19 protein-coding genes are annotated in these 21,950 nt (G+C 41.8%); 17 read left to right on the plus strand and 2 right to left on the minus strand.

The window, feature by feature from the left end:
• The first annotated feature begins 51 nt into the window (after positions 1 to 51).
• The 8 genes from ACE1TI_RS10305 to ACE1TI_RS10340 all read left to right on the plus strand — a co-directional run bounded on the left by ACE1TI_RS10305 (position 52) and on the right by ACE1TI_RS10340 (position 7,815).
• Entirely contained in the window at positions 52 to 1,686 is a 1,635-nt protein-coding gene (locus ACE1TI_RS10305; protein WP_375007490.1) for an acetate--CoA ligase, read from the plus strand.
• A 30-nt stretch (positions 1,687 to 1,716) separates the two neighbouring features.
• Positions 1,717 to 2,487 (plus strand): SDR family NAD(P)-dependent oxidoreductase, encoded by a 771-nt coding sequence (locus ACE1TI_RS10310; RefSeq protein WP_375007491.1) that lies wholly within the window; start codon positions 1,717 to 1,719, stop codon positions 2,485 to 2,487.
• 59 nt (positions 2,488 to 2,546) lie between these two features.
• Positions 2,547 to 3,701, plus strand: a complete 1,155-nt coding sequence (locus ACE1TI_RS10315; protein ID WP_375007492.1) for a thiolase family protein — start codon at positions 2,547 to 2,549, stop codon at positions 3,699 to 3,701.
• A 20-nt stretch (positions 3,702 to 3,721) separates the two neighbouring features.
• Positions 3,722 to 4,867 (plus strand): acyl-CoA dehydrogenase family protein, encoded by a 1,146-nt coding sequence (locus ACE1TI_RS10320; protein WP_375007493.1) that lies wholly within the window; start codon positions 3,722 to 3,724, stop codon positions 4,865 to 4,867.
• Between the two features lie 113 nt (positions 4,868 to 4,980).
• On the plus strand, positions 4,981 to 6,141 hold the full coding sequence (locus ACE1TI_RS10325; RefSeq protein ID WP_375007494.1) for a CaiB/BaiF CoA transferase family protein: 1,161 nt from the start codon (positions 4,981 to 4,983) through the stop codon (positions 6,139 to 6,141).
• A gap of 94 nt (positions 6,142 to 6,235) precedes the next feature.
• Positions 6,236 to 6,490, plus strand: a complete 255-nt coding sequence (locus ACE1TI_RS10330; protein WP_375007495.1) for an AAA-type ATPase lid domain-containing protein — start codon at positions 6,236 to 6,238, stop codon at positions 6,488 to 6,490.
• On the plus strand, positions 6,445 to 6,546 hold the full coding sequence (locus ACE1TI_RS10335; protein ID WP_375007523.1) for a helix-turn-helix domain-containing protein: 102 nt from the start codon (positions 6,445 to 6,447) through the stop codon (positions 6,544 to 6,546). Before ACE1TI_RS10330 ends, ACE1TI_RS10335 begins: the two co-directional genes overlap by 46 nt.
• Before the next feature lie 111 nt (positions 6,547 to 6,657).
• On the plus strand, positions 6,658 to 7,815 hold the full coding sequence (locus ACE1TI_RS10340; RefSeq protein WP_375007496.1) for a THUMP domain-containing class I SAM-dependent RNA methyltransferase: 1,158 nt from the start codon (positions 6,658 to 6,660) through the stop codon (positions 7,813 to 7,815).
• 116 nt (positions 7,816 to 7,931) lie between these two features.
• Here the strand turns inward: ACE1TI_RS10340 and ACE1TI_RS10345 are convergent, their stop codons facing one another.
• Positions 7,932 to 9,188: a trehalase family glycosidase gene (locus tag ACE1TI_RS10345; RefSeq protein WP_375007497.1), complete on the minus strand. Its 1,257-nt coding sequence runs from the start codon at positions 9,186 to 9,188 to the stop codon at positions 7,932 to 7,934.
• A 178-nt stretch (positions 9,189 to 9,366) separates the two neighbouring features.
• Here ACE1TI_RS10345 and ACE1TI_RS10350 point away from each other — a divergent pair, with 178 nt between their 5' ends.
• Positions 9,367 to 9,549, plus strand: coding sequence for a hypothetical protein (locus ACE1TI_RS10350; RefSeq protein ID WP_375007498.1), 183 nt, complete (start codon positions 9,367 to 9,369; stop codon positions 9,547 to 9,549).
• Positions 9,550 to 9,559: 10 nt separating this feature from the next.
• Here the strand turns inward: ACE1TI_RS10350 and ACE1TI_RS10355 are convergent, their stop codons facing one another.
• A complete protein-coding gene (locus tag ACE1TI_RS10355) occupies positions 9,560 to 9,862 on the minus strand; it encodes a HesB/YadR/YfhF family protein (RefSeq protein WP_375007499.1) in 303 nt (100 codons plus the stop codon).
• 157 nt (positions 9,863 to 10,019) lie between these two features.
• On the opposite strand from ACE1TI_RS10355, the gene ACE1TI_RS10360 reads away from it, so the two are divergent.
• From ACE1TI_RS10360 to ACE1TI_RS10395, 8 genes are all read left to right on the plus strand, one after another.
• Positions 10,020 to 11,531, plus strand: a complete 1,512-nt coding sequence (locus ACE1TI_RS10360; RefSeq protein ID WP_375007500.1) for a carboxypeptidase M32 — start codon at positions 10,020 to 10,022, stop codon at positions 11,529 to 11,531.
• An 85-nt stretch (positions 11,532 to 11,616) separates the two neighbouring features.
• Positions 11,617 to 12,804 (plus strand): acetyl-CoA C-acetyltransferase, encoded by a 1,188-nt coding sequence (locus ACE1TI_RS10365; RefSeq protein ID WP_375007501.1) that lies wholly within the window; start codon positions 11,617 to 11,619, stop codon positions 12,802 to 12,804.
• A gap of 96 nt (positions 12,805 to 12,900) precedes the next feature.
• Positions 12,901 to 14,943 carry a sigma 54-interacting transcriptional regulator gene (locus ACE1TI_RS10370; RefSeq protein ID WP_375007502.1) on the plus strand — a complete coding sequence of 681 codons (2,043 nt, stop codon included), beginning with the start codon at positions 12,901 to 12,903 and terminating at the stop codon, positions 14,941 to 14,943.
• Positions 14,944 to 15,232: 289 nt separating this feature from the next.
• On the plus strand, positions 15,233 to 16,813 hold the full coding sequence (locus ACE1TI_RS10375; protein ID WP_375007503.1) for an acyl CoA:acetate/3-ketoacid CoA transferase: 1,581 nt from the start codon (positions 15,233 to 15,235) through the stop codon (positions 16,811 to 16,813).
• Between the two features lie 14 nt (positions 16,814 to 16,827).
• Positions 16,828 to 18,111 carry a GntP family permease gene (locus tag ACE1TI_RS10380; RefSeq protein ID WP_375007504.1) on the plus strand — a complete coding sequence of 428 codons (1,284 nt, stop codon included), beginning with the start codon at positions 16,828 to 16,830 and terminating at the stop codon, positions 18,109 to 18,111.
• A gap of 27 nt (positions 18,112 to 18,138) precedes the next feature.
• Positions 18,139 to 18,879: a 3-oxoacyl-[acyl-carrier-protein] reductase gene (gene fabG, locus ACE1TI_RS10385; protein WP_375007505.1), complete on the plus strand. Its 741-nt coding sequence runs from the start codon at positions 18,139 to 18,141 to the stop codon at positions 18,877 to 18,879.
• Between the two features lie 293 nt (positions 18,880 to 19,172).
• Entirely contained in the window at positions 19,173 to 20,237 is a 1,065-nt protein-coding gene (locus ACE1TI_RS10390) for an ABC transporter ATP-binding protein (protein WP_375007506.1), read from the plus strand.
• Positions 20,238 to 21,770: an ABC transporter permease/substrate-binding protein gene (locus ACE1TI_RS10395; RefSeq protein WP_375007507.1), complete on the plus strand. Its 1,533-nt coding sequence runs from the start codon at positions 20,238 to 20,240 to the stop codon at positions 21,768 to 21,770. It begins immediately after the preceding gene.
• Positions 21,771 to 21,950: the final 180 nt, after the last annotated feature.

Below are 21,950 nucleotides of genomic sequence, written 5' to 3' on the forward strand. Positions count from 1 at the left end.
CTGAAATCTATTTTACTGTGAACTAAAACTATAGCAGAGGTGAGTGATAGAATGCCGAAGAATATCCGTTACGAACAATTAGTAAAACAATTCACTTGGGAAGAAGCTTTTGAAACTTATGATGCTGACCCGAACATATTTTTTAACACCGCTCATGAATGTTGTGATCGCTGGGCTGACAATCCTGAACAGGTTGCTATTTATTGGGAAAACCAGGCGGGAGAAAAGAAAACGTGGACATATAAGGATCTTAAAGAAAAATCCGATAAACTGGCAAATGGCTTTCGATCACTTGGTGTTGAAAAGGGGGAACGTATTGCTTGTCTCTTAGGCAAAGACATAGAGCTTGTCCTTACTGCCTTAGCTGCCTGGAAGATTGGGGCAATATACCTCCCATTGTTTACTGCCTTTGGACCGGAAGCTATTTCTCACCGCTTATCGATTTCTGAGAGTAAAGTGCTCATTACAAACAAGGACCAAAGCAAAAAATTAGACAACCTTGATTTTTCCGGCAAAGTTATATTAATTGATCATGACTCCCCTTCTAATAAAAGCTTTTGGCAGCTTTTAAATAACGCTTCCCCTCAACATATAACAGAAAAAACGAAGCTGACGGATCCAAGTGTTATTCAATTTACTTCCGGCTCTACAGGCATGCCAAAAGGTGCTGTTTGGGCACATAAAATATTAATAAGTGTCTACCCCTATACCAAATATGCTATAGGGTTAAACAAAAACGATATTTTCCTTGGCGGAGCTGATCCTGGGTGGGCATACGGATTTATAAATAGTATTATAAGCCCCCTCAGCTTTGGGGTGCCGATTGTAATGTATAAAGGGAGTTTTGAAGCAGCCAAATATTATGAACTGATGGAGCGGTATAAAGTTACGAGTTTCGCCTATGCTCCTACAGCTTATCGAATGATGAAAGCAGCAGGAGAAGAACTTGTGAAAAATTATAATTTTCATGTTAAAAAATTCAGCAGTGCAGGAGAACCATTAAACGCAGAGGTCATCCGGTTTTTTAAAAACAATTTTGGTCAGGAAATTTATGATCATTATGGATGCACGGAAACAAATATGCTTGTTAACAATTACCATGCTGTATCTATGACTGTAAAGCCTGGTTCTATGGGATTTCCCACTCCTGGTTATAAAGTAGATATCATTAATGAATCAGGGGATCCTGTTCAAATTGGAGAAGTCGGTCAAATTGCAGTGGACGCGACCGGATTTCCTTTCAATTTTCTTGGTTACTGGAAAGAGCCTGAAAAGACAGAAGAAAAGCGATTAAAAAATTGGTTTTTAACCGGAGATCTTGCTTTAAAAGATGAAGAGGGCTATTACTGGTTTCAAGGTCGTTCGGATGACATCATTTCAAGTGCCGGTTACCGAATCGGACCATTTGAAGTAGAAAGCTGTCTATTAGAGCATCCAGCCGTGACAGAAGCGGCAGTCATCGGTAAGCCGGACAGCCTTAAAGGAGAAATTGTAAAGGCCTATGTCGTTCTAGGGAATGACTACCCGGAGTCGTCGTCTTTAGCAGAAGAGATAAGTAATTACGTTAAAACGAAATTATCCAAGCACCAATATCCAAAGGAAGTGGAGTTTATAAAGCAATTGCCCAAAACTTCAAGCGGAAAAATACAACGATTTTTACTCAGAAAAGAAGAGCAAGCCCAATAACCCATTTATTACCCTTTAGGAGGAATTCACATGAATATAAAAGATAAAGCAGCCGTTGTAACAGGAGGAGCGTCAGGTCTCGGAGAGGCCACAGTTACAAACATTATAGAACATGGTGGAAAAGCGGTGATATTAGATGTAAGCGAAGATAAAGGAATGGAGCTTGTAGAGAAACTAGGAGCTGGTCATGTACTGTTTGTCAAAACAGATGTAACGAATGAAGCAGATGTAGAAAAAGCACTAGATCAAGCCATCGAACAATTTGGCAGCATTCAGATAGCGATAAACTGTGCTGGAATCGGCACCCCTCAAAAAGTTTTAAGCAAAAGAAAAGCACAGGACTTATCTCCGTTTAGCAAAATTATTGAAGTCAATTTGATAGGAACGTTTAACGTGCTGCGGCTGGCCGCAGAAAAAATGCTGCAAAACGAAGAAAATGAAGAAGGAGAACGCGGTGTGATTATCAATACGGCATCAGTTGCTGCATACGAAGGGCAGATCGGTCAAGCCGCATACAGTGCATCCAAGGGCGGTATTGTGTCAATGACGCTTCCAATCGCACGGGAATTTGCCCGGCACGGCATTCGAGTGATGACTATTGCTCCTGGTTTAATTGAAACACCTTTATTTCAAACATTATCTGAAGAAGCGAGAGCTTCTCTTGGTGCAACCGTCCCATTCCCGCCTCGACTGGGAAGACCATCTGAATTTGCTGCATTAACACAAAGCATCATTGAAAACCCGCTCCTCAATGGCGAAACTATTCGCTTAGATGGGGCTATCCGTATGGAGCCAAAATAATAACCCTAATTGAAAGCGCTGACAAATAAATTAAGAAAGAAAGGGAGTATAAGTGAGAAATGAAAGAACCTGTCATTGTCGAAGCGGTAAGAACGCCTGTCGGAAAAAGAAATGGAATGCTGAGCGGAGTTCGGGCAGATGTGCTTGCTGCTGAACCATTAAAAGAAATTGTGAAGCGCACCAATATAGATGCCGGTATGATTGAAGACGTCATTTTGGGGTGTGTGTCCCAAGTAGGAGAGCAGACGCTGGATATTGCAAGAGTTGCCGCTTTGGTAGCAGATTTTCCAATAGAAGTGCCAGGTACTACCATTGATCGTCAGTGCGGATCGAGCCAACAAGCCGTTCATTTTGCTGCCCAGGCGATTGCCAGCGGAGATATGGATGTGGTAATAGCAGGAGGAATTGAGAACATGTCCCGTGTGCCATTAGGGTCAAGTACTCAAGGAGCGGGGTTTAGTGAGGAATTGACTTCACGCTACGAAATGATTCATCAAGGATTATCTGCTGATCGTATTGCTGATAAATGGGGCTTCAGCAGAGAACAAATGGATGAATTTTCGCTAGAAAGCCATGAAAAAGCAATAACTGCTCAAAATGAAGAGCGGTTCGACCGCGAAATCATACCGCTTGAAGTGACCCCGCCTGAAGCGGACAGTTCTGAAACGATGAAAACGGATGAGGGACCAAGAGCAGATACAAGCATGGAAAAGCTGGCAAGCCTTAAACCATCCTTCGATGAAAAAGGAAAAATCCACCCCGGAAATGCAAGCCAGATTAGTGACGGAGCTGCAGCGTTATTATTAATGTCATCCGAAAAAGCAGCTGAACTTGGATTAAAACCCCGATTTCGAGTAATATCTCGTAGTGTTGTAGGTTCAGATCCAACATTAATGCTTACAGGACCTATTCCTGCTACTGAAAAAGCATTGAAAAAAGCAGGTCTCACCATTCATGATATCGATGTTTTTGAAGTAAATGAAGCATTCGCCTCAGTGCCGCTTGCCTGGCTGCAGGAAACCGGCGCTGACCCGAAAAAATTAAATCCTAATGGTGGAGCTATCGCTCTTGGCCACCCGCTAGGAGCAAGTGGAGCAAGATTAATGACCACCATGATTCATGAACTAGAAAGAACAGGAGGCCGCTTCGGCTTGCAAACGATGTGTGAAGGACACGGAATGGCAAACGCCACCATTATTGAACGTATAAATTAACACGTGAACGGAGGGCTAAAATGAACAGAGAGCTTTTTAATGAAGACCATCAGATTTTTAGACATTCTCTTCAGAAATTTTTAGAGAAGGAAGCCATCCCTAACTTTGAACATTGGGAAAAAGAGAAATCCGTTCCCCGTTCCTTTTGGAAAAAACTTGGTAACCAGGGATTTTTATGTCCCTGGGTGGATGAAAAATATGGTGGATTAGAAGCTGATTTTAGGTATTCTGTAATTATCAACGAAGAAATGGAAAAGGTAGGAACGGGTTTAGGAGGGATTGGGCTGCATAACGACATCGTTATGCCCTATATTGATCAATTTGGAACTGTTGAGCAAAAGAAACGTTGGTTTCCTGGAGCAGTCAGTGGCAGTCTTATTTCTGCCATTGCAATGACCGAACCTGGAGCAGGCTCTGATTTAGCGGCCGTGCGAACGACTGCTCTAAGAGATGGCAGTCATTATATTGTGAATGGGGAAAAAACGTTTATTACTAATGGAATTCAATCCGACCTGGTGCTTGTCGTTTGTAAAACAGATCCAAAGGCACAGCCTGCTCATAAAGGAATAAGTTTACTTATGGTGGAAGCTGGGACACTAGGTTTTTCTAAAGGAAAACAATTAAGCAAGGTCGGCCAGCACGCTCAAGACACATCGGAACTTATTTTTGAAGACGTAAAAGTCTCCGCCTACAATCTTTTAGGAGAAGAAAATAAAGGATTTTATTATTTAATGGAAAAACTCCAGCAAGAACGTTTGCTTGTTGCTATTCAAGCTATAGCTTCTGCCGAAAAAATGCTCGCTATCACAATGGATTATGTAAAACAGCGAAAAGCATTTGGCAAACCAATTAGCAAATTTCAAAACACTCAATTTAAAATAGCTGAAATGGCAACCGAAATTGAAATAGGACGAACATTTATCGATCAATTAATTCAAAAACATATGAAAGCAAAAGATATCGTAACCGAAGTATCGATGGCAAAATGGTGGGTAACAGATCTTGCTAAAAAGGTATCGACAGAATGCATGCAGCTTCATGGCGGTTATGGATATATGGAGGAATATGAAATTGCCAGGCGGTTTCGTGATACTGCAGTTACTTCCATTTATGCGGGGTCAAATGAAATTATGAAAGGGATTATCGCTAAAAACTTACAGTTATAGAGATATACAATACTTTAAAAAACTAAGGCGAAGGGGGTAATAAGCAGAACAAGAGAGTGAATAATACAACAACTTACCTTTGTACATCTATAATTTAAAGGAGGAAACAATGTATGCCGCTGCGTTCCTATCGTGTTCTTGATTTAACCAGATTGTTACCAGGTCCCTACTGTACAATGCTGCTTGCTGATTATGGAGCGGAAGTGATTAAAGTAGAAGATACAAAATTAGGAGACTATTCCAGATGGTATGATCCTAAAATTGATGAAAACAGTGCTCTTTTTCATTCCCTGAATCGAAACAAAAAAAGCATTAGCATCGATTTGAAAACAGAAAAAGGGAAAGAAGTCTTCTTAAAGCTTGTAAAAGGAGCAGATGTGGTTGTAGAGTCTTTTCGCCCCGGTGTGATGGATAGGCTGGGATTAAGTTACAATACACTTCAATCTGTAAACCCAGATTTAATATACTGTGCAATTACTGGCTATGGCCAAACCGGTCCGTATGCAAATATCCCTGGCCACGACATTAATTATCTCAGCTACGCTGGCTTGCTCCACTTTTTTGGAGATAAGGAAACACCTCCAAAAGTTCCTGCAGCACAAATTGCTGATATTGGAGGAGGAGCAATGCCTGCAGTTATTGGTATTTTAATGGCTTTAATAGAAAGAAAAGCTTCCGGCAAGGGTCAGTTTGTTGATGTTTCCATGCTGGATAATGTTGTTTATTGGATGCAGACTATTCTGCCTGAATATTTAGCTGCTGAAATTGAACCTAAACCTGGCGAATTAACTTTGTCGGGTGGAAAGGCGTGCTATGAAGTATACGAAACAAAAGACAACCGTTACTTGTCAGTAGGTGCCTTGGAACCGAAGTTCTGGGAAGCTTTTTGTAAAGTAATTGAAAAAGAGGAGTGTATCCCTTTGCTAGATGCTCCTTTACATATCCAGCATCAATTAAAAGGAGATATTCAGAAGAAAATACAAGAAAAAACATTACAAGAGTGGATGATAGAGTTTGCTGAAGTTGACGCTTGCGTTGCACCCGTCCATACATTAGAAGAAATGACAAGGGACCCACAAGTACTTGCTAGACAGTTGATACAATCAATAAATGGTCATCTGAATATTGCTCCACCTGTAAAAATGTCAAACACACCAGGACACCTAAGAAATAAAGCCCCAGTATTGGGTGAACATACCGAAACGTTGTTAAAAAACTGCGGAATCTCCATAGAAGAGATCGAACAATTGAAAGGAAATAACATCATCAACTAGATAATTCTCTTTATAACAACAAGCAAAATAGTCCAGAATTAAATAAAGTAAATGGAACAAGTATTACCGGAATAGACCACTGGTCCAGGATATCATGATAGAGTATCACTGGCCCGGCAACGTAAGAGAACTGCGAAACGTATTAGAACGTGCGATGATTTTTGCGGAACACGGTATGATTCAAGCCGAGGATTTACCAGAATATGTTCTAAAGCAAGTTAGACGTGATATAACCATTCAAGATAAACATGACGATCATTTTTCGCTTTTGGAAAAAGCCGAAAAACAGCAATCCATCAAGCTCTGCATAAAGCAGGAGGCAACAAAAGCAAAGCTGCAAAATTATTAGGTGTCAGCCGGTCGGTGTTGTATGATAAACTAAAAAAGTATGAACAAGTTTTGTAGTACAGCCAGTAAGGCGGTACATAACCTTATCTAAAATATGGAATGATACTAAAATACAAAAAAAGCAAAACATCTAGAACGATTTTTTTGCAGCACAAAGGAGTTTCCTGCATGGAAAATAAAGTTACTTTAATTGCAACAGCTACGATGGGCCTGGAAGCACTGGTAGGTAGTGAAGTAAAAGCCCTAGGGTATGAAGATGTAAACGTTGAAAACGGTAAAGTAGAATTTACCGCTTCGCTTGACGCGATTCCAAGAGCCAATATGTGGCTTCGTACCGCGGACCGCGTCAAAGTCAAAGCAGCTGAATTTAAAGCTGTTTCCTTTGAAGAATTGTTTGAGCAGACAAAGTCTGTACCGTGGGAAAAATACCTGCCGGAAGACGCGGAGTTTCCCGTCACAGGGCGTTCTGTTAAATCGAAGCTATACAGTGTACCGGACTGCCAATCTATTGTGAAAAAAGCAATCGTAGAGAGATTAAAGCAGTCGTATCATACCGAATGGTTTCAAGAAACGGGCGCTCTCTTTAAAATCGAAGTAGCCATACATAAAGATACAGCGATTCTTTCCATAGACTCGTCTGGAGACGGACTTCATAAAAGAGGGTACCGGCCTTTACACAATAAAGCGCCGTTGAAAGAAACCCTGGCTGCAGCGATGGTTCAACTTACGAACTGGCATCCCGAACACCCATTTGCAGATCCGTTTTGCGGGTCCGGTACCATCCCCATCGAAGCTGCTCTTATCGGACAAAACATCGCACCTGGTTTTAATCGTGATTTTGTTTCCGAAGAATGGCCATGGATTCCTGCACAGCTTTGGGATCGTGCCCGGGAAGAAGCCGAAGACAAAGCAGACTACGACCAGCCTTTAGACATTCAAGGTTCTGACATCGACCACAAAATGGTCCAGCTCGCTGAAGAAAACGCAATGGAAGCAGGGCTTTACGGAGCCATTTCGTTTAAACAAATGCAGGCCACCGACTTTACGGCCAAGAAGGATTACGGCTGTCTCGTCTCCAATCCGCCATACGGCGAACGCCTGGGAGAAAAAGAAGCCGTCGAAGCGCTTTACAAAGAACTCGGCAGCACCCTGCGCCCACTTGACACCTGGTCGATTTATGTATTGACCTCGAATGAAAAATTTGAGTCGCTTTTTGGCAAAAAAGCCACCAAAAAACGAAAGCTTTACAACGGGAATATTAAAACAGATTATTATCAGTACTGGGGCAATAGACCGCCACGGAATAATGAAAACAGCAGAAAATGAAAGGGCACAGAAAAGGTGCCCTTCTTATTCTTCATCATTTCTATCATTTGCCTTCAAAACCAGCTTCACGACTCAAAATCGTGTTCTCTAACATTCCTAATACCTCTTTTTATTTATTATCGTTCCAATTTACATCCCAGTATTTCCACGGCGAGTTTTTCGTAAATGGCATTGGTCCAACCAAACCCTTCCTGCAAAGGATACCTTCCCGTTGTATTAAGATTGAAGTCGGCGACATTATACTTTTCGTACAACTTTCCTTTTTTTATAAATTGGTCGGTACATAAGTTTATCCATCGTTTTGCAATTTCTTTGCTTTCCTCTTCATGTCCATAATTCCTTAATCCCTTTATAACTATCCATTGTAATGGTGCCCACCCATTAGGATAATCCCATTGAAATGATGTGTAATTCACCGACGTGGCCATTCCTCCTGGCTGCAAAAATAAATGGATATTATTTTTAACCTTTTCTGCCTGATGCTGATCGGCTGCTCCAGCCCATAAAGGAAAGAATGTAGCCAGGGTAGGGTAAGCATATTGTCTATTCCACACAAAATTAAAATCAAAATACAACCCGTAGTCGTCATTCCATAAATATTGATTCATCAACTCTTTTCTTATTTGAGCTCGCTCTTTCCATACCTGTGCTTCATCTGAAACTCCCAGTATATGCACAAAATCACTAAAATCCTTTTCATATTGATATAACAAGACGTTTAAATCAACCGGTAAAAAATGTCCGCATTCTTTATTGAATCGCCCTGTGTAATCCCAGCCTGATTCAGCTTCTGTTCGCTCTTGCCAGAATTGGAACGGAATATACATTTCATCAACGTGCAAATAAGCTTCCTCTTCTATCCGGAGCATTTTTTCTAAATCATCAAAGTACCGATTTAAACCAATTTCCTCACGATAATGAGTCTCGCGATTCATCCAGACATTAAAATATTCTAATTTGGCGATGCGAGATGCATACTTTAACCATTCAACATTGCCATCCCAAACCTCTTTGATCATTGAAGTTAAAAAAGGTGGCTGTGACCGGCTTAAGTGAGCAACCTCTGAACTGTTAGGAATGATCCCAAAGGTTCTCATTTCATAAAGGAAATTGTTAACGATTCCTTTTGCTAAACGGTTCAATTTTGATACTTTTAGACCTAACAGAGTAAAATAACTATCCCAATAAAATAATTGCTGAAAAACTCCACCAGGTACGACATACGGATGAGGCAAATAAAATAATTGTCCTTTTGTATACGGCGGACTGCTTACTACAAGCTCTTTCCAATAGGAGTGAATGTATTTCACTGCCTTCTCCACATCGTTGTTCGGACAGCTAATCTTTAATGAAGGGAAATTATTTTTCAACATTTCACCGCCCCGTAATTAAAAGTTAACAGATAGTATGTTTTAAAAGAAATAAGTATTTCCAAGAAACATGTAGGGTATTGGAAAATTTTTTCGTTCTATATACCCTCAAAAAACAGGCATATTCCTTTCTTGTTTTGGATATTCTTTTAGAGTAATACCTTCAAGGAGGGAAAATAAGTTGGTAAGATTTCAAAAAGATCAAAGGCTGTATTCACTGCAGCAAATAGAAAAAGCGATCGGCAATGCCGAAAAAGCATTCCAATCGCATGAGGAGCCGGCTCGTCTGCCAGAGGGGAAAACAGCGCTTGAAGAAGCGAAGCAGCAGCTGCAGCAGGCGTGGGAATATCATTTAAAAAACTAGTCCTCAATTCTTATTTGGGATTGATTACATCATAGATTTTAGGATTTTCATACTGTAAAAAATCAATCGTTTTATCATAAGAGATCGTCATACCGTCGAGATACCATTTATCCTGCGGATTGACAAAGAAAGAAATACCTTCTTCCTGAAGCACGTACGCCTCTGCTTCAGGTTTTTCTTTTGCCACTCCAATAGAAAAGCCGCCAGAGCCAACCCCGCCGATGCGTACAAATAACCTTAAGTGATCGCTTTCCTTTAAATCCATTTCCTCTTTATAGTGACGGGCTGCTTCCGGAGTAATCGTTAGATCCATTCTATCTCTCCTCTCTGTTTTTATGTTATAACATGAGGACAGATATGTTTCAAAAAATCACGATGATAAAGCAGGATAATATTGTTTTATCAAGAAATTATTTCTGTATGCAGTAAACCTAGCAGAACCTTACTACATATAAAGGAGCGAATTCTTAATGAATGTAAAGAAAACCGAAGAATTATTTCATGAACATATGAAAAAATTATCTGCTTATGAACAAGCCATTGGATTAATGCATTGGGACGCACGCACAGGTGCTCCAAAAAAGGGGGCCGATCGGCGTTCAGAAGTTCTTGGTTACCTTTCGACCGAACTCTTTAAACTGAAAACATCGGAGGAAACTGGAGAATACGTGCATATGCTTTTAGAAAACGGCGCTGAAGATTCTCTTTCTTCCATAACTATACAAGCTGCAAAAGAATTGAAAAAAGAATATGAACGCTCCAAAAAAATCCCCGAGGACGAATACAAAGAATACAGCGTGCTAACCTCTAAAGCAGAATCAGTTTGGGAGGAAGCAAAAGAAAACGATGATTTTGAAACATTCCAGCCCTATCTTGAAAAAATTGTAGATTTCAGCCGGAAATTTGCTGATTACTGGGGCTATAAAAACCATCCATATAACGCTCTGGTTGAAGACTATGAACCGGGAATGACTGTCGAAAAGCTTGATGACGTATTCGGCCGTTTAAGAAACGGATTAATCCCGTTAGTAGAAGGGGTTACTTCTTCATCACATAAGCCGGAGACAAGCTTTTTGTTTGAACATTTTCCAAAAGAAAAACAGCGTGCGTTCAGCTTGGATATTTTAGAACAAATGACGTACGATTTTAAAGCCGGCCGTCTGGATGAAACGGTACATCCGTTTGCGATTGGATTGAATCCAAACGATGTGCGGGTCACAACCAAATATGATGAAAAGGATTTTCGAACTGCCGTGTTTGGGACGATTCATGAAGGAGGCCATGCTCTCTACGAACAAAACCTTTCTCAAGAATTAGAAGGGACCATTCTTTGTGACGGTACTTCCATGGGCATTCATGAATCTCAGTCATTATTCTACGAAAATTTTGTCGGCCGCAATTATTCCTTTTGGGAAAAGAACTATGAGCTGCTTAAGTCTTATGCAAACGGTCAATTTGATGGCGTATCGTTGGATCGGTTTTATTCCGCTATCAATGAAGCAAAGCCATCTCTTATCCGCATAGAAGCAGACGAAATGACGTATTCGCTTCATATTATCCTGCGCTACGAAATGGAAAAAGCTCTTATCAGCGGAGACCTTCAAGTAAAAGATCTGCCGAGGATATGGAATGAAAAAATGGAAGAATACCTTGGTGTCACTCCCCCTAATAACGGCAAAGGGGTGCTGCAAGATGTACACTGGTCCTTCGGGGCGTTTGGCTATTTTCCATCTTATGCATTAGGCTACATTTATGCAGCTCAATTAAAAAATGCCATGCTCAAAGACTTGCCGACGTTCGATGATCAATGCTCAAAAGGTGATCTCTCCCCAATTAAAGAGTGGCTTACCAAAAATGTCCACCAGCACGGGCGTATGAAAAAACCGGAAGGAATTCTTAAAGATGCAACCGGAGAAGGCGTGAACCCTGACTATTTACTTGCGTATCTAGAAGAAAAATACAAAGGACTCTATCAATTTTAAAAAAAACGAAAAAACTTGGCATTGTTTTTGCATTAACTAATGAAGAGTTCCGACAAAACAATATGCAAGTACAGGAGGTTTTTTCATGAGAGAAGCAGTTATTGTAAGTGCAGCCAGAACGCCGATCGGAAGCTTTGGCGGTGCGCTGTCCTCTAAATCAGCAGTCGAACTTGGGGTTGCTGCAGCGAAGGCCGCGATCGACAGAGCCGGCATTCCAGCAGAAGAAGTGGATGAATTGCTCGTAGGGAATATTTTATCTGCAGGTCTTGGCCAGAATGTAGCAAGACAAATTGCCATTCACAGCGGCCTTCCCGAGAGCACTCCTGCTATGACCATTAATAAGCTGTGCGGCTCAGGCCTTCGTACCGTCAGCATGGCCGCTCAATTTATCGCATTAGGAGATGCTGAAGTCATATTGGCCGGAGGTACAGAGTCGATGAGTAATGCTCCTTATGTTCTGCCGGGTGCACGCTGGGGAGAACGTATGGGAGACGGCAAAATGGTAGACACCATGCTGACAGATGGTTTAATGGATTCGTTCCATAATATCCATATGGGCATGACCGCAGAAAATATCGCCGAACGGTGGAAATTAACCCGTGAAGAGCAGGATGCATTTGCCTTGAAGAGCCAGCAGCGAGCAGAACAGGCAATACAATCCGGCCTTTTTAATGAAGAAATAGTTCCTGTAGAGATACCTCAGCGTAAAGGGGATCCAATTGTCGTCGATACCGATGAATTTCCAAAGCCCGGGATGACTATGGAAAAGCTGAAAAAGTTAAAACCGGCGTTTAAAAAAGATGGCACCGTAACAGCCGGTAATGCTTCTGGGATCAATGACGGCAGCGCTATGCTTATTATTATGGCCAAGGAAAAGGCAGAGGAACTCGGCCTAAATCCGCTGGCTTCTATTACATCCTATGGAAATGCTGCTCTCGACCCTAAAATTATGGGATACGGGCCGGTTCCTGCCTCCAAACAAGCACTAGAACGGGCGGGGCTCTCTATTTCGGATATGGACATAATTGAAGCAAATGAAGCCTTTGCTGCTCAGTCCTTAGCCGTTTTAAAAGACTTAAAGATCGATCCAGACCGCGTGAATGTTAATGGCGGCGCGATCGCACTCGGCCATCCAATCGGAGCCTCAGGAGCGAGAGTCCTTGTAACTCTCTTGCACGGGATGAAACGAAGAGATGCAGCCCGCGGACTGGCTACATTGTGTATCGGCGGCGGTCAGGGAACCGCTCTTATCGTGAATCGTCATATAAAATAATCGCAAAGGGAGGCTGCCAAGTTTATGCAGTCTTCCTTTTTTTCATTAGTGATATACTATACGTATAGAGATGCTGCTAAACGGAGTTGAGTTTCCATGAATTTACCAAAACGAGAAGAAATAACCGTGCAAGCCAGCTTGACTATGAAATTTTCCCTCCGCATTCAGGATGCTGCCCGGCAATTAAAAGAACAGGATGCTGAAGAGGCTGTTATTGTTACAGAACAAGAGGAATATGCTGGCACGATACATAAAGAGGATTTATATGAAACCATTGTCGAGGGTATTTCTCCTGACACACAAATCGGGAAAATCTGTTCAGCACCTGCAGCCGAGTTATTGTTAAATGAACCTCTCACAAAGGAGGACCTGAGGCGGTCCCGGCTGCCTGTAAGTGATGAAAAAGGGAGATTTATCGGATTCTTTTCGTTTGAAAAATGGCTTCAATTTATAGAAGAATGTTTTGCCCAACAAAATGACTGCTTCCAAGCCATTTTGCAACAGCTGCAAGAAGGGATACTAATAATAGATAAAAACAATCAACCTCTCTTTTGGAATACAGTCATAGAAGAATGGAGAGCATTTGGGAAATCGAAAACCGTACATGAGATTTTTACCGAAAACGAATGGCATCTGTTAAAAAGGTTAGAACCGAAAAAAGAACAAAGCATCACATTAGCAGCACCAGATGCTGCGTTTCATATCACAAAATACGAGATAATTTATAAAGGAAATCCAGCTCTGCTTTTTACTTTTTTAAAAGACCAGACGTCTTCTGCCTGGCAAAAAACAGGACAGAGGGCAGAATCATTAGAAACGATTTATGAATACCTCTATGACGGTATTATTATGGTCGATAATGACGGTTACATCACCATGTTAAGCCAGGAATATGCCGATTTTCTAGAAGTAAAACTGCAAGATGTGATTGGGCGGCATGTCACAGAAGTTATTGAAAATACGAGAATGCATATCGTCGTACAGACAGGAAAGCCTGAAATAGCTGATTTACAACGTATTAAAGGAGACTATATGATTGCCTCTAGAATCCCTATTATTAAAAATGGGGAAATCACAGGGGCTGTCGGAAAAGTATTATTTAAAAATGTTGGTGGTTTCAATGCGTTGTATAAGCGGATTCATCGTATGGAAAAAGAATTAAAGCAGTACAAAGGAGACTGGCAGGAGCAGCATCAGGCTAAATATCAATTTTCTCATATCATTGGCGAAAGCCGGACGATGAAGGATACGAAACAGCTGGCAGAAAAAGCGGCTGACACCGATTCTAATGTTCTGCTTCTCGGTGAAAGCGGAACAGGAAAAGAGCTGTTTGCTCATGCGATTCATAATGCAAGCTCAAGAGCTCCAGGCAGCTTTGTAAAAGTAAATTGTGCTGCTATCCCGCCGGAACTGTTAGAAGCCGAGTTGTTTGGTTACGTCGAAGGATCTTTTACTGGGGCAAAGAAAGGCGGGAAAAAAGGAAAATTTGAAGCAGCAGACGGAGGGACGATTTTTCTTGATGAAATAGGAGAACTGCCTCTTCATATGCAGGTCAAATTTTTGAGAGTGCTGCAGGAAAAAGAGGTCGAAAAAGTAGGAGCAAATAATACCACTTCGGTAGATGTCCGTATTATAGCCGCTACCAATCGTGACCTAGAAGAAATGGTTGATAAGGGGGAGTTCCGCCTCGATCTATACTACCGCTTAAATGTTATAGCTATATCGATCCCGCCGCTGCGTGATCGAGAAGAAGATATTAAAAAATTAACCACCCTTCTGTTAAATAGGATATCAGAACAAATGGGAAAGCATATACTAGGTATTTCTGATAAAGCAAAATTTATGCTGCTTCAGTACCATTGGCCCGGTAACATTCGTGAACTCGAAAATGTTCTCGAACGAGCTATCAACCTGGCAGATCCGTATTCTGAACTGCAGCCAGAGCATTTTTCTGAAAAACTAAGATACAATTCATCAGAAAATATAAAACCATTGCATTCCGTTCTTGAAGAAGCGGAGAAGCTTGCTATATCAAGAGCTTTACAAAAAACAGAAGGAAACAAAAGCAGAGCAGCGTCCTTATTAGGCATCAGCCGCACTGCATTTTATGAGAAAATAAAAAAATATTCTTTAGAATAAAAGGAAGGCCCAAATACGAGGTGATTTGTATTTGGGCACTTTTTTGTTCGGATAGATTAACAACTCTTCTCGTTCTTTATATGATTGTAAGAGTAAGTTTACAGTTGTTTTGTAAGCGCTCAAAAAATGTAAACCTTTTCTTACAAAAATAATATATTTTTCTTATTATCACCCCTCATATTCTCCGAAACCTCCCCTTTACCTTCTTTATTTTTTGGCACAGTATTTGCATTTTAATATTGCAGCCGTTCATGAAAGCGGATACAAATTAATAAAAGGAGTAGAAGCCATGAGCAAAGTAATGAGTGCAAAAGAAGCCGCAGCATTAATTAAAGACGGTTCTACTATTGCTACAGGGGGGTTTGTCGGAAACGGCCACCCAGAAGAATTAACGAAAGCATTAGAAGAAAGTTTTCTCGATGAAAACAAACCGCAGCACCTAACCGTCGTGTATGCTGCAGGCCAAGGGGACGGTAAATTAAAAGGACTGAACCACCTCGGTCATGAAAACCTTGTCAAAAAAGTCATAGGAGGACACTGGGGACTTGCTCCGAAGCTGCAAAAGCTTGCGATTGAAAATAAGATCGAAGCGTATAATCTGCCGCAGGGTGTCATCACTCACCTTTTCCGGGATATTGCCGCCGGAAAACCCGGCACCTTCACTCATGTCGGCTTAAAAACGTTTGTTGACCCTCGAAATGACGGCGGGAAACTAAATAATTGTACAAAAGAAGATGTCGTAGAGCTGACATCGATTAATGGCCAGGATTACTTATTCTACAAAGCTTTTCCTATAGATGTAGCGTTAATTCGCGGCACCTATGCCGATGAAAATGGCAACGCGACCATGGAGAAAGAAGCAGGAACACTGGAAATTTTATCTATTGCTCAGGCTGCACGGAATTCAGGCGGTAAAGTGATTCTCCAAGTAGAAAAAGTCGTTGAAAATGGAAGCTTGGATCCCCGCATGGCTAAAATACCAGGGATTTATGTAGACGCCATTGTAGAAGCAGCTCCGGAGAATCATATGCAAACCTTTGGGGAGCATTACAATCCAGCCTACAGCGGAGAAATAAAAACGTCTATTACATCCCTAAGCCGTCTCCCGCTGAATGAACGAAAAATTATTGCCCGCCGTTCTGCGATGGAACTTATGCCAAATGCTATTACAAACCTTGGTATTGGAATGCCGGAGGGAGTAGCAATGGTAGCAAACGAAGAAGATATCGGCCAAGAGATGCGCTTAACCGTTGAATCCGGCCCGATTGGCGGACTACCTGCCGGGGGGTTAAGCTTCGGAGCGGCCACCAACCCAGATATCATCATCGACCAGCCATATCAATTTGACTTCTATGACGGCGGCGGTCTGGACGTAGCTTTTTTAGGATTGGCACAGCTGGACCGCAATGGAAACGTAAATGTCAGTAAGTTCGGTCCAAAAATTGCCGGAGCAGGCGGCTTTATTAATATCTCACAAAACGCGAAAAAAGTGGTGTACTGCGGGACATTTACCGCTGGTGGATTAAACATTGAAATTAAAAATGGTGCTCTTCACATTCTGAAGGAAGGAAAAATTAACAAGTTCCTTCATGATGTAGAACATATCACATTCAGCGGAGAGTATGCCCTAGAAACTGGGCAGGACGTGTATTACGTAACAGAACGAGCTGTTTTTAAACTGGTACCGGGCGGGATTGAATTAACAGAATACGCTCCTGGCATTGATGTAGAAAAAGATATTTTCGATCAAATGAGCTTTAAGCCTTCGATTTCACCACATTTAAAAGAGATGGATAAGCGGATCTTTAAAGAAGAAAAAATGAATTTATCCGTACAAACAGAGAAAGCGGCTTATCTTGGCTTATCATAAAGGGGGAATTTTCATTGTTTGGTATAGTACTAGGACTTATTGTATTAATGGCGCTGGCTTATCTTGGCTGGTCTATTATATGGGTAGCTCCCATTGCGGCCGGAGTGGTAGCTCTCACCGGCGGATTGGATTTATTATATGCTTATAAAGACACGTATATGGGCGGATTCGTTAATTTTGCAAAAGATTGGTTTCCTGTGTTCATGCTCGGTGCGTTGTTTGGAAAATTGATGGAAGACACCGGAATGGCAAGGTCTGTTGCTGTTGCCTTAACAAAAATCATCGGTACGAAACGGGCTATTTTAGGAGTACTCGTATCGGCAGCCGTTCTAACATATGGCGGAGTTAGTTTGTTCGTCGTTGTATTTGCAGTATATCCTTTAGCACTAACTTTATTTCGGGAAGCGAACATCAGCCGTAGATTAATACCGCCTACGGTGGCGCTTGGAGCCTTTACTTTTACCATGACGGCAGTTCCCGGTACACCGCAGATTCAAAACCTTATTCCGATAGACTATTTTAATACCTCCGCAACAGCCGCTCCCATTATGGGTATTGCAGCTGGAGCGGTAATGTCTGTTGGTGGATATGTTTATTTGCGCTGGCGCGAAAGGAGTATGACAAAAGCTGGCGAAGTATTTGCTGAACCAAAAGATAAGAAAATAGTTAAAGTGGAAGGGGAGGATCCATCTTTTTTATTATCTCTTTTGCCGCTTTTAACTGTACTTATCACGTTAAATTTGCTTGGCTGGGATATTGTAGTTGCTCTTCTTTCTGGGATTTTATTAATTATGCTTTTAAACCTTTCTAAATTTAAAGGATTTGTGAAAGCTATTAACCTTGGAGCTGCCGGTTCTGTTACAGCTATTATTAACACAAGTGCCGCAGTTGGGTTTGGTACGGTAGTGCAGGCCGTGCCTGGATTTGAAAGATTAACAGAAATTCTAATGGGAGTAAAAGGAAGCCCGCTCATCTCTGAAGCAATCGCCGTTAACATTTTAGCTGGCGCCACTGGGTCTGCATCCGGCGGGATGGGGATTGCCTTAGAAGCGCTTGGAGCAAGATATTATGATATTGCTATGAACACCGGCATCAATCCTGAAGCGTTTCACCGGGTAGCATCCCTTTCATCCGGCGGTTTGGATGCCCTTCCTCATAATGGTGCAGTCCTTACTCTTTTAACCATCACGGGAATGACCCATAAAGATAGCTATAAAGATATTTTCGTCGTCGCTGTAGGAATCCCTGTTCTTTCCGTTGTTGTAGCTATTCTTCTAGCATCGGCCGGACTGGTATAAACTTAAAAATATTAGGAGGAACATAAGATGAAACTAGAAAATAAAACAGCCATTATTACAGGCGGAGCTCGCGGAATTGGAGCCGCTACCGCAGAAAAATTTTTAATAGAAGGAGCAAATGTTGTATTAGTTGATCTAAACCAAGAAGCAGCAGATCAAACAGCCGCCTCCTTTTCAGACTATAAGGGAAAGGTTGTAGGAGTTGAAGCCGATGTAACAAAAAAAGAATCGGCACAAAAAAGTATTGAAGCCGCCGTGGAGCAATTCGGCTCTGTAGATGTTCTCGTAAACAATGCAGGAATCACAGCTGATGCCCAATTGTTAAAAATGGAAGAAGAGCAGTGGGATAATGTCATAGATGTAAATTTAAAGGGCGTTTTTCTTATGACTCAGGCAGCAGCTGCTCAAATGAAAAAGCAAAACAGCGGGGTTATCTTAAACGCATCTTCTGTCGTCGGCCTTTACGGCAATTTCGGGCAGACAAACTACGCTGCTGCTAAATTTGGCATGAACGGTATGACAAAAACATGGGCAAAAGAACTCGGCCGCTATAATATCCGTGTAAATTCAGTGGCTCCAGGATTTATCTTAACACCGATGACAGTGAAAATGCCGGAAAAAGTATTACAAACGATGAAAGAAAAGTCTGTATTAAATGACCTTGGAAAACCAGAAGATATTGCGAATGCGTATGCATTTCTTTCCTCAGATGAAGCCCGTTTTATAACAGGAGCCGTCTTAAGCGTAGACGGTGGTGTTGTCATTTAATAGGAAAACCTGCCAGGAAATCTGGCAGGTTTTTTCTTTCTCTCTATAGTCAGCAAATCAATTTTTCTTCCAATCCAGTGTTTTAATACGAAAAAATAGTGAAATATAAATATATGGTCTGTTCTACTGTTAGAAAAGTAATAGTATAAGAAAAACTACGGCTTTCAACGTACAGAACGTACTAACACCACCGTTGCCACAGGATGTGGCGTTTTAAGATGCTTTCCCCTTTACACGGCGACAAGCCTAGGTATTTCTAATCAGGATGATTTGTAAAAGAGAGGACGCAATGCATGATCACATTTCAACATATTTCTAAACAATTCACAGATGGGACAAAAGCAGTTCAAGATTTCAATCTTACAATAAATCAAGGAGAATTGTTTGTGTTAATCGGTCCCAGCGGCTGCGGCAAAACGACGACCTTGAAGATGATCAACCGCTTAATAGAACCGACGGAAGGGCAGATTTTCATAGAAGGAAAAGATATTCGAGAGTGGAATATTCAAGAGCTGCGTTGGAATACAGGTTACGTCCTCCAGCAAATCGCACTTTTTCCAACGATGACGACCGAAGAAAATGTTTCTGTCGTTCCCGAAATGAAAAAATGGGGTAAACAAAAGACCAGGGCACGAGTGGACGAGCTTTTGGATATGGTGGGATTAGATCCTTCCTTATATAAAAAAAGAAAACCTTCGGAATTGTCCGGCGGCCAGCAGCAGAGGGTAGGAGTCGTTCGAGCTTTAGCTGCAGACCCGGATATTTTACTGATGGACGAGCCGTTTAGTGCGCTTGATCCACTCACAAGAGAACAATTGCAAAACGATATCCGCAGGCTGCAAACAGAAATTCAAAAAACCATTGTTTTTGTCACACACGATATGGATGAAGCATTAGCTTTAGGCGACAAAATTTGTTTAATGAATGAAGGAAAACTTGTCCAGGCGGGTACAGCACATGAGTTAACAAGACGACCGGCCAATGCGTTTGTCAAAGAATTTATTGGAGATAGAAAAAATGAATGGGAAACACCGGTATCTGAAATAATGGATCCGCACAGCGAATTTATTGCCAGCGTGAACCTCCTGAATGAACTTCCCCTGTATCCGGCTCCTTTATATATTTTCGGTACGGACCGTCAGTTCCTTGGCCGCAGGCAGGGAAATGAAATTGTTGACCATGATATTTCCGTTTCTCCGGACACCATGCTGCAGGAAGCAGTTCATTATTTTGAAAAAACGGATGCGGATGCTCTTCCTGTCATTAATGAGGGCAAGTTATTAGGTGTGATAAGCTATAAAGATATTGTCCGCTATTTAAAAGAGATAAACAGCCCTGCAGAAAGGGAGTCAGTCTAAATGGGAACCTTCCAGGCTATGGTAGAACTGTTTTTAGAAAGACAGGGAACCTTCTGGACTTTAATGTGGGAGCATGTGCATATGTCCCTGCTTTCGCTGCTTTGTGCGGTGTTGATTTCCGTCCCGCTTGGCATCTACTTATCTAGAAAACGGAAAATTGCGGAAGCGATCATCGGTGCGGCAGCCGTGCTGCAAACCATTCCCAGCCTTGCCCTTCTAGGGTTTATGATCCTTCTTTTAAATCAAATAGGTACGTTTCCGGCAGTCGTAGCTCTAACTGCTTATGCTCTTCTTCCGATTCTTAGAAATACTTATACTGGCATTAAAGGAGTGGACCCTGCTTTAAAAGAGGCAGCAACTGGAATGGGAATGAGCTCTTTTCGGCGTCTCCGTAAGATTGAACTTCCTATGGCTATTCCTGTCATTATGGCAGGTATCCGCACATCAATGGTCCTGATTGTCGGTACCGCTACGCTTGCTGCTTTAATAAGCGCAGGCGGACTCGGAGATTTTATTATGACAGGGATTGACCGGGCCAATAACGCTTATATTCTGCTCGGTGCGATACCTGCTGCGCTTTTAGCCCTGTTTTTCGATCTCATCTTGCGAATAACCGAACGAACGTCACAGGGAAAAGCACTCACACCTATTGTTGTCGTACTTGCTGTTTCTTTGCTTGTGGTGTTTGCTCCGCTTTTATCTTTTAATCAAAAATCAGAGCTTGTTATAGGAGGAAAAGTGGGAGCCGAACCAGAAATAATAGCTAATATGTATAAGCACTTAATTGGAGAAGAAACGAATATTTCCGTAACTGTGGAATCCGGATTAGGAAGTACTGATATTGCGTTTAATGCGTTATCTGCAGATGAGGTCGATATTTATCTTGAATTTACTGGTACGGCGTTAACTGCATTGTTGAATGAGCAGCCTGAACGAGGAAGCAATGAAGAAGAAGTGTACGAACAAGCAAGAGAAGGAATGAATAGAGAGTACGATATGTCTTACCTGGAGCCCATGCAGTTTAACAATACTTACGCTATAGCAATGAAAGAGGATCAAGCCGAAGAACTCGGGATAGACAATATCTCTGACATGGAGGAGTATTCGGACGAGCTGACAGCAGGCTTCACCTTTGAGTTTGCCGACCGAGAAGATGGTTATATCGGGATGCAGGAAGTCTATGGGTTTTCGTTCGATAACGTAGAAACAATGGACCAGGGCCTTCGTACCCGGGCAGTGGAAGCAGGAGAAGTCGATTTCATTGATGCGTATTCCACCGATGCCGATGTGGTAGAATATAACTTATTCATATTAGAAGATGACAAAAACCTCTTTCCGCCATACCAGGGCGCACCATTAATGAAACAAGAAACACTAGAGGAATACCCTGAGCTTGAAGAGATTTTAAATCAACATTCAGGAGAAATATCTGACGAAGAAATGCAGCAAATGAATTATATGGTGGATTATGAAGACGCAGACCCAAGCGAGGTAGCTAGAGAGTACCTTGCAGAAAATGGTTTTTTAAATTAATTAGCTCGGTGCGGATAGAGCAATGGAGGTCAACGTTCAAGAGCCAATAACGGAACGTATGTCCACACAGGCATTAAAAAGAGTGCTGTTTGTTACACTAGCGGAACCTAAGTCCGCAGAAGGACCTTCAGCAAAAATCGTACCTTGTCTCATAGGGATATCACTTAATACGACAACCAA

The sequence above is a fragment of the Alteribacillus sp. JSM 102045 genome (genome assembly GCF_041949975.1).
Taxonomy (GTDB): domain Bacteria; phylum Bacillota; class Bacilli; order Bacillales; family Marinococcaceae; genus Alteribacillus.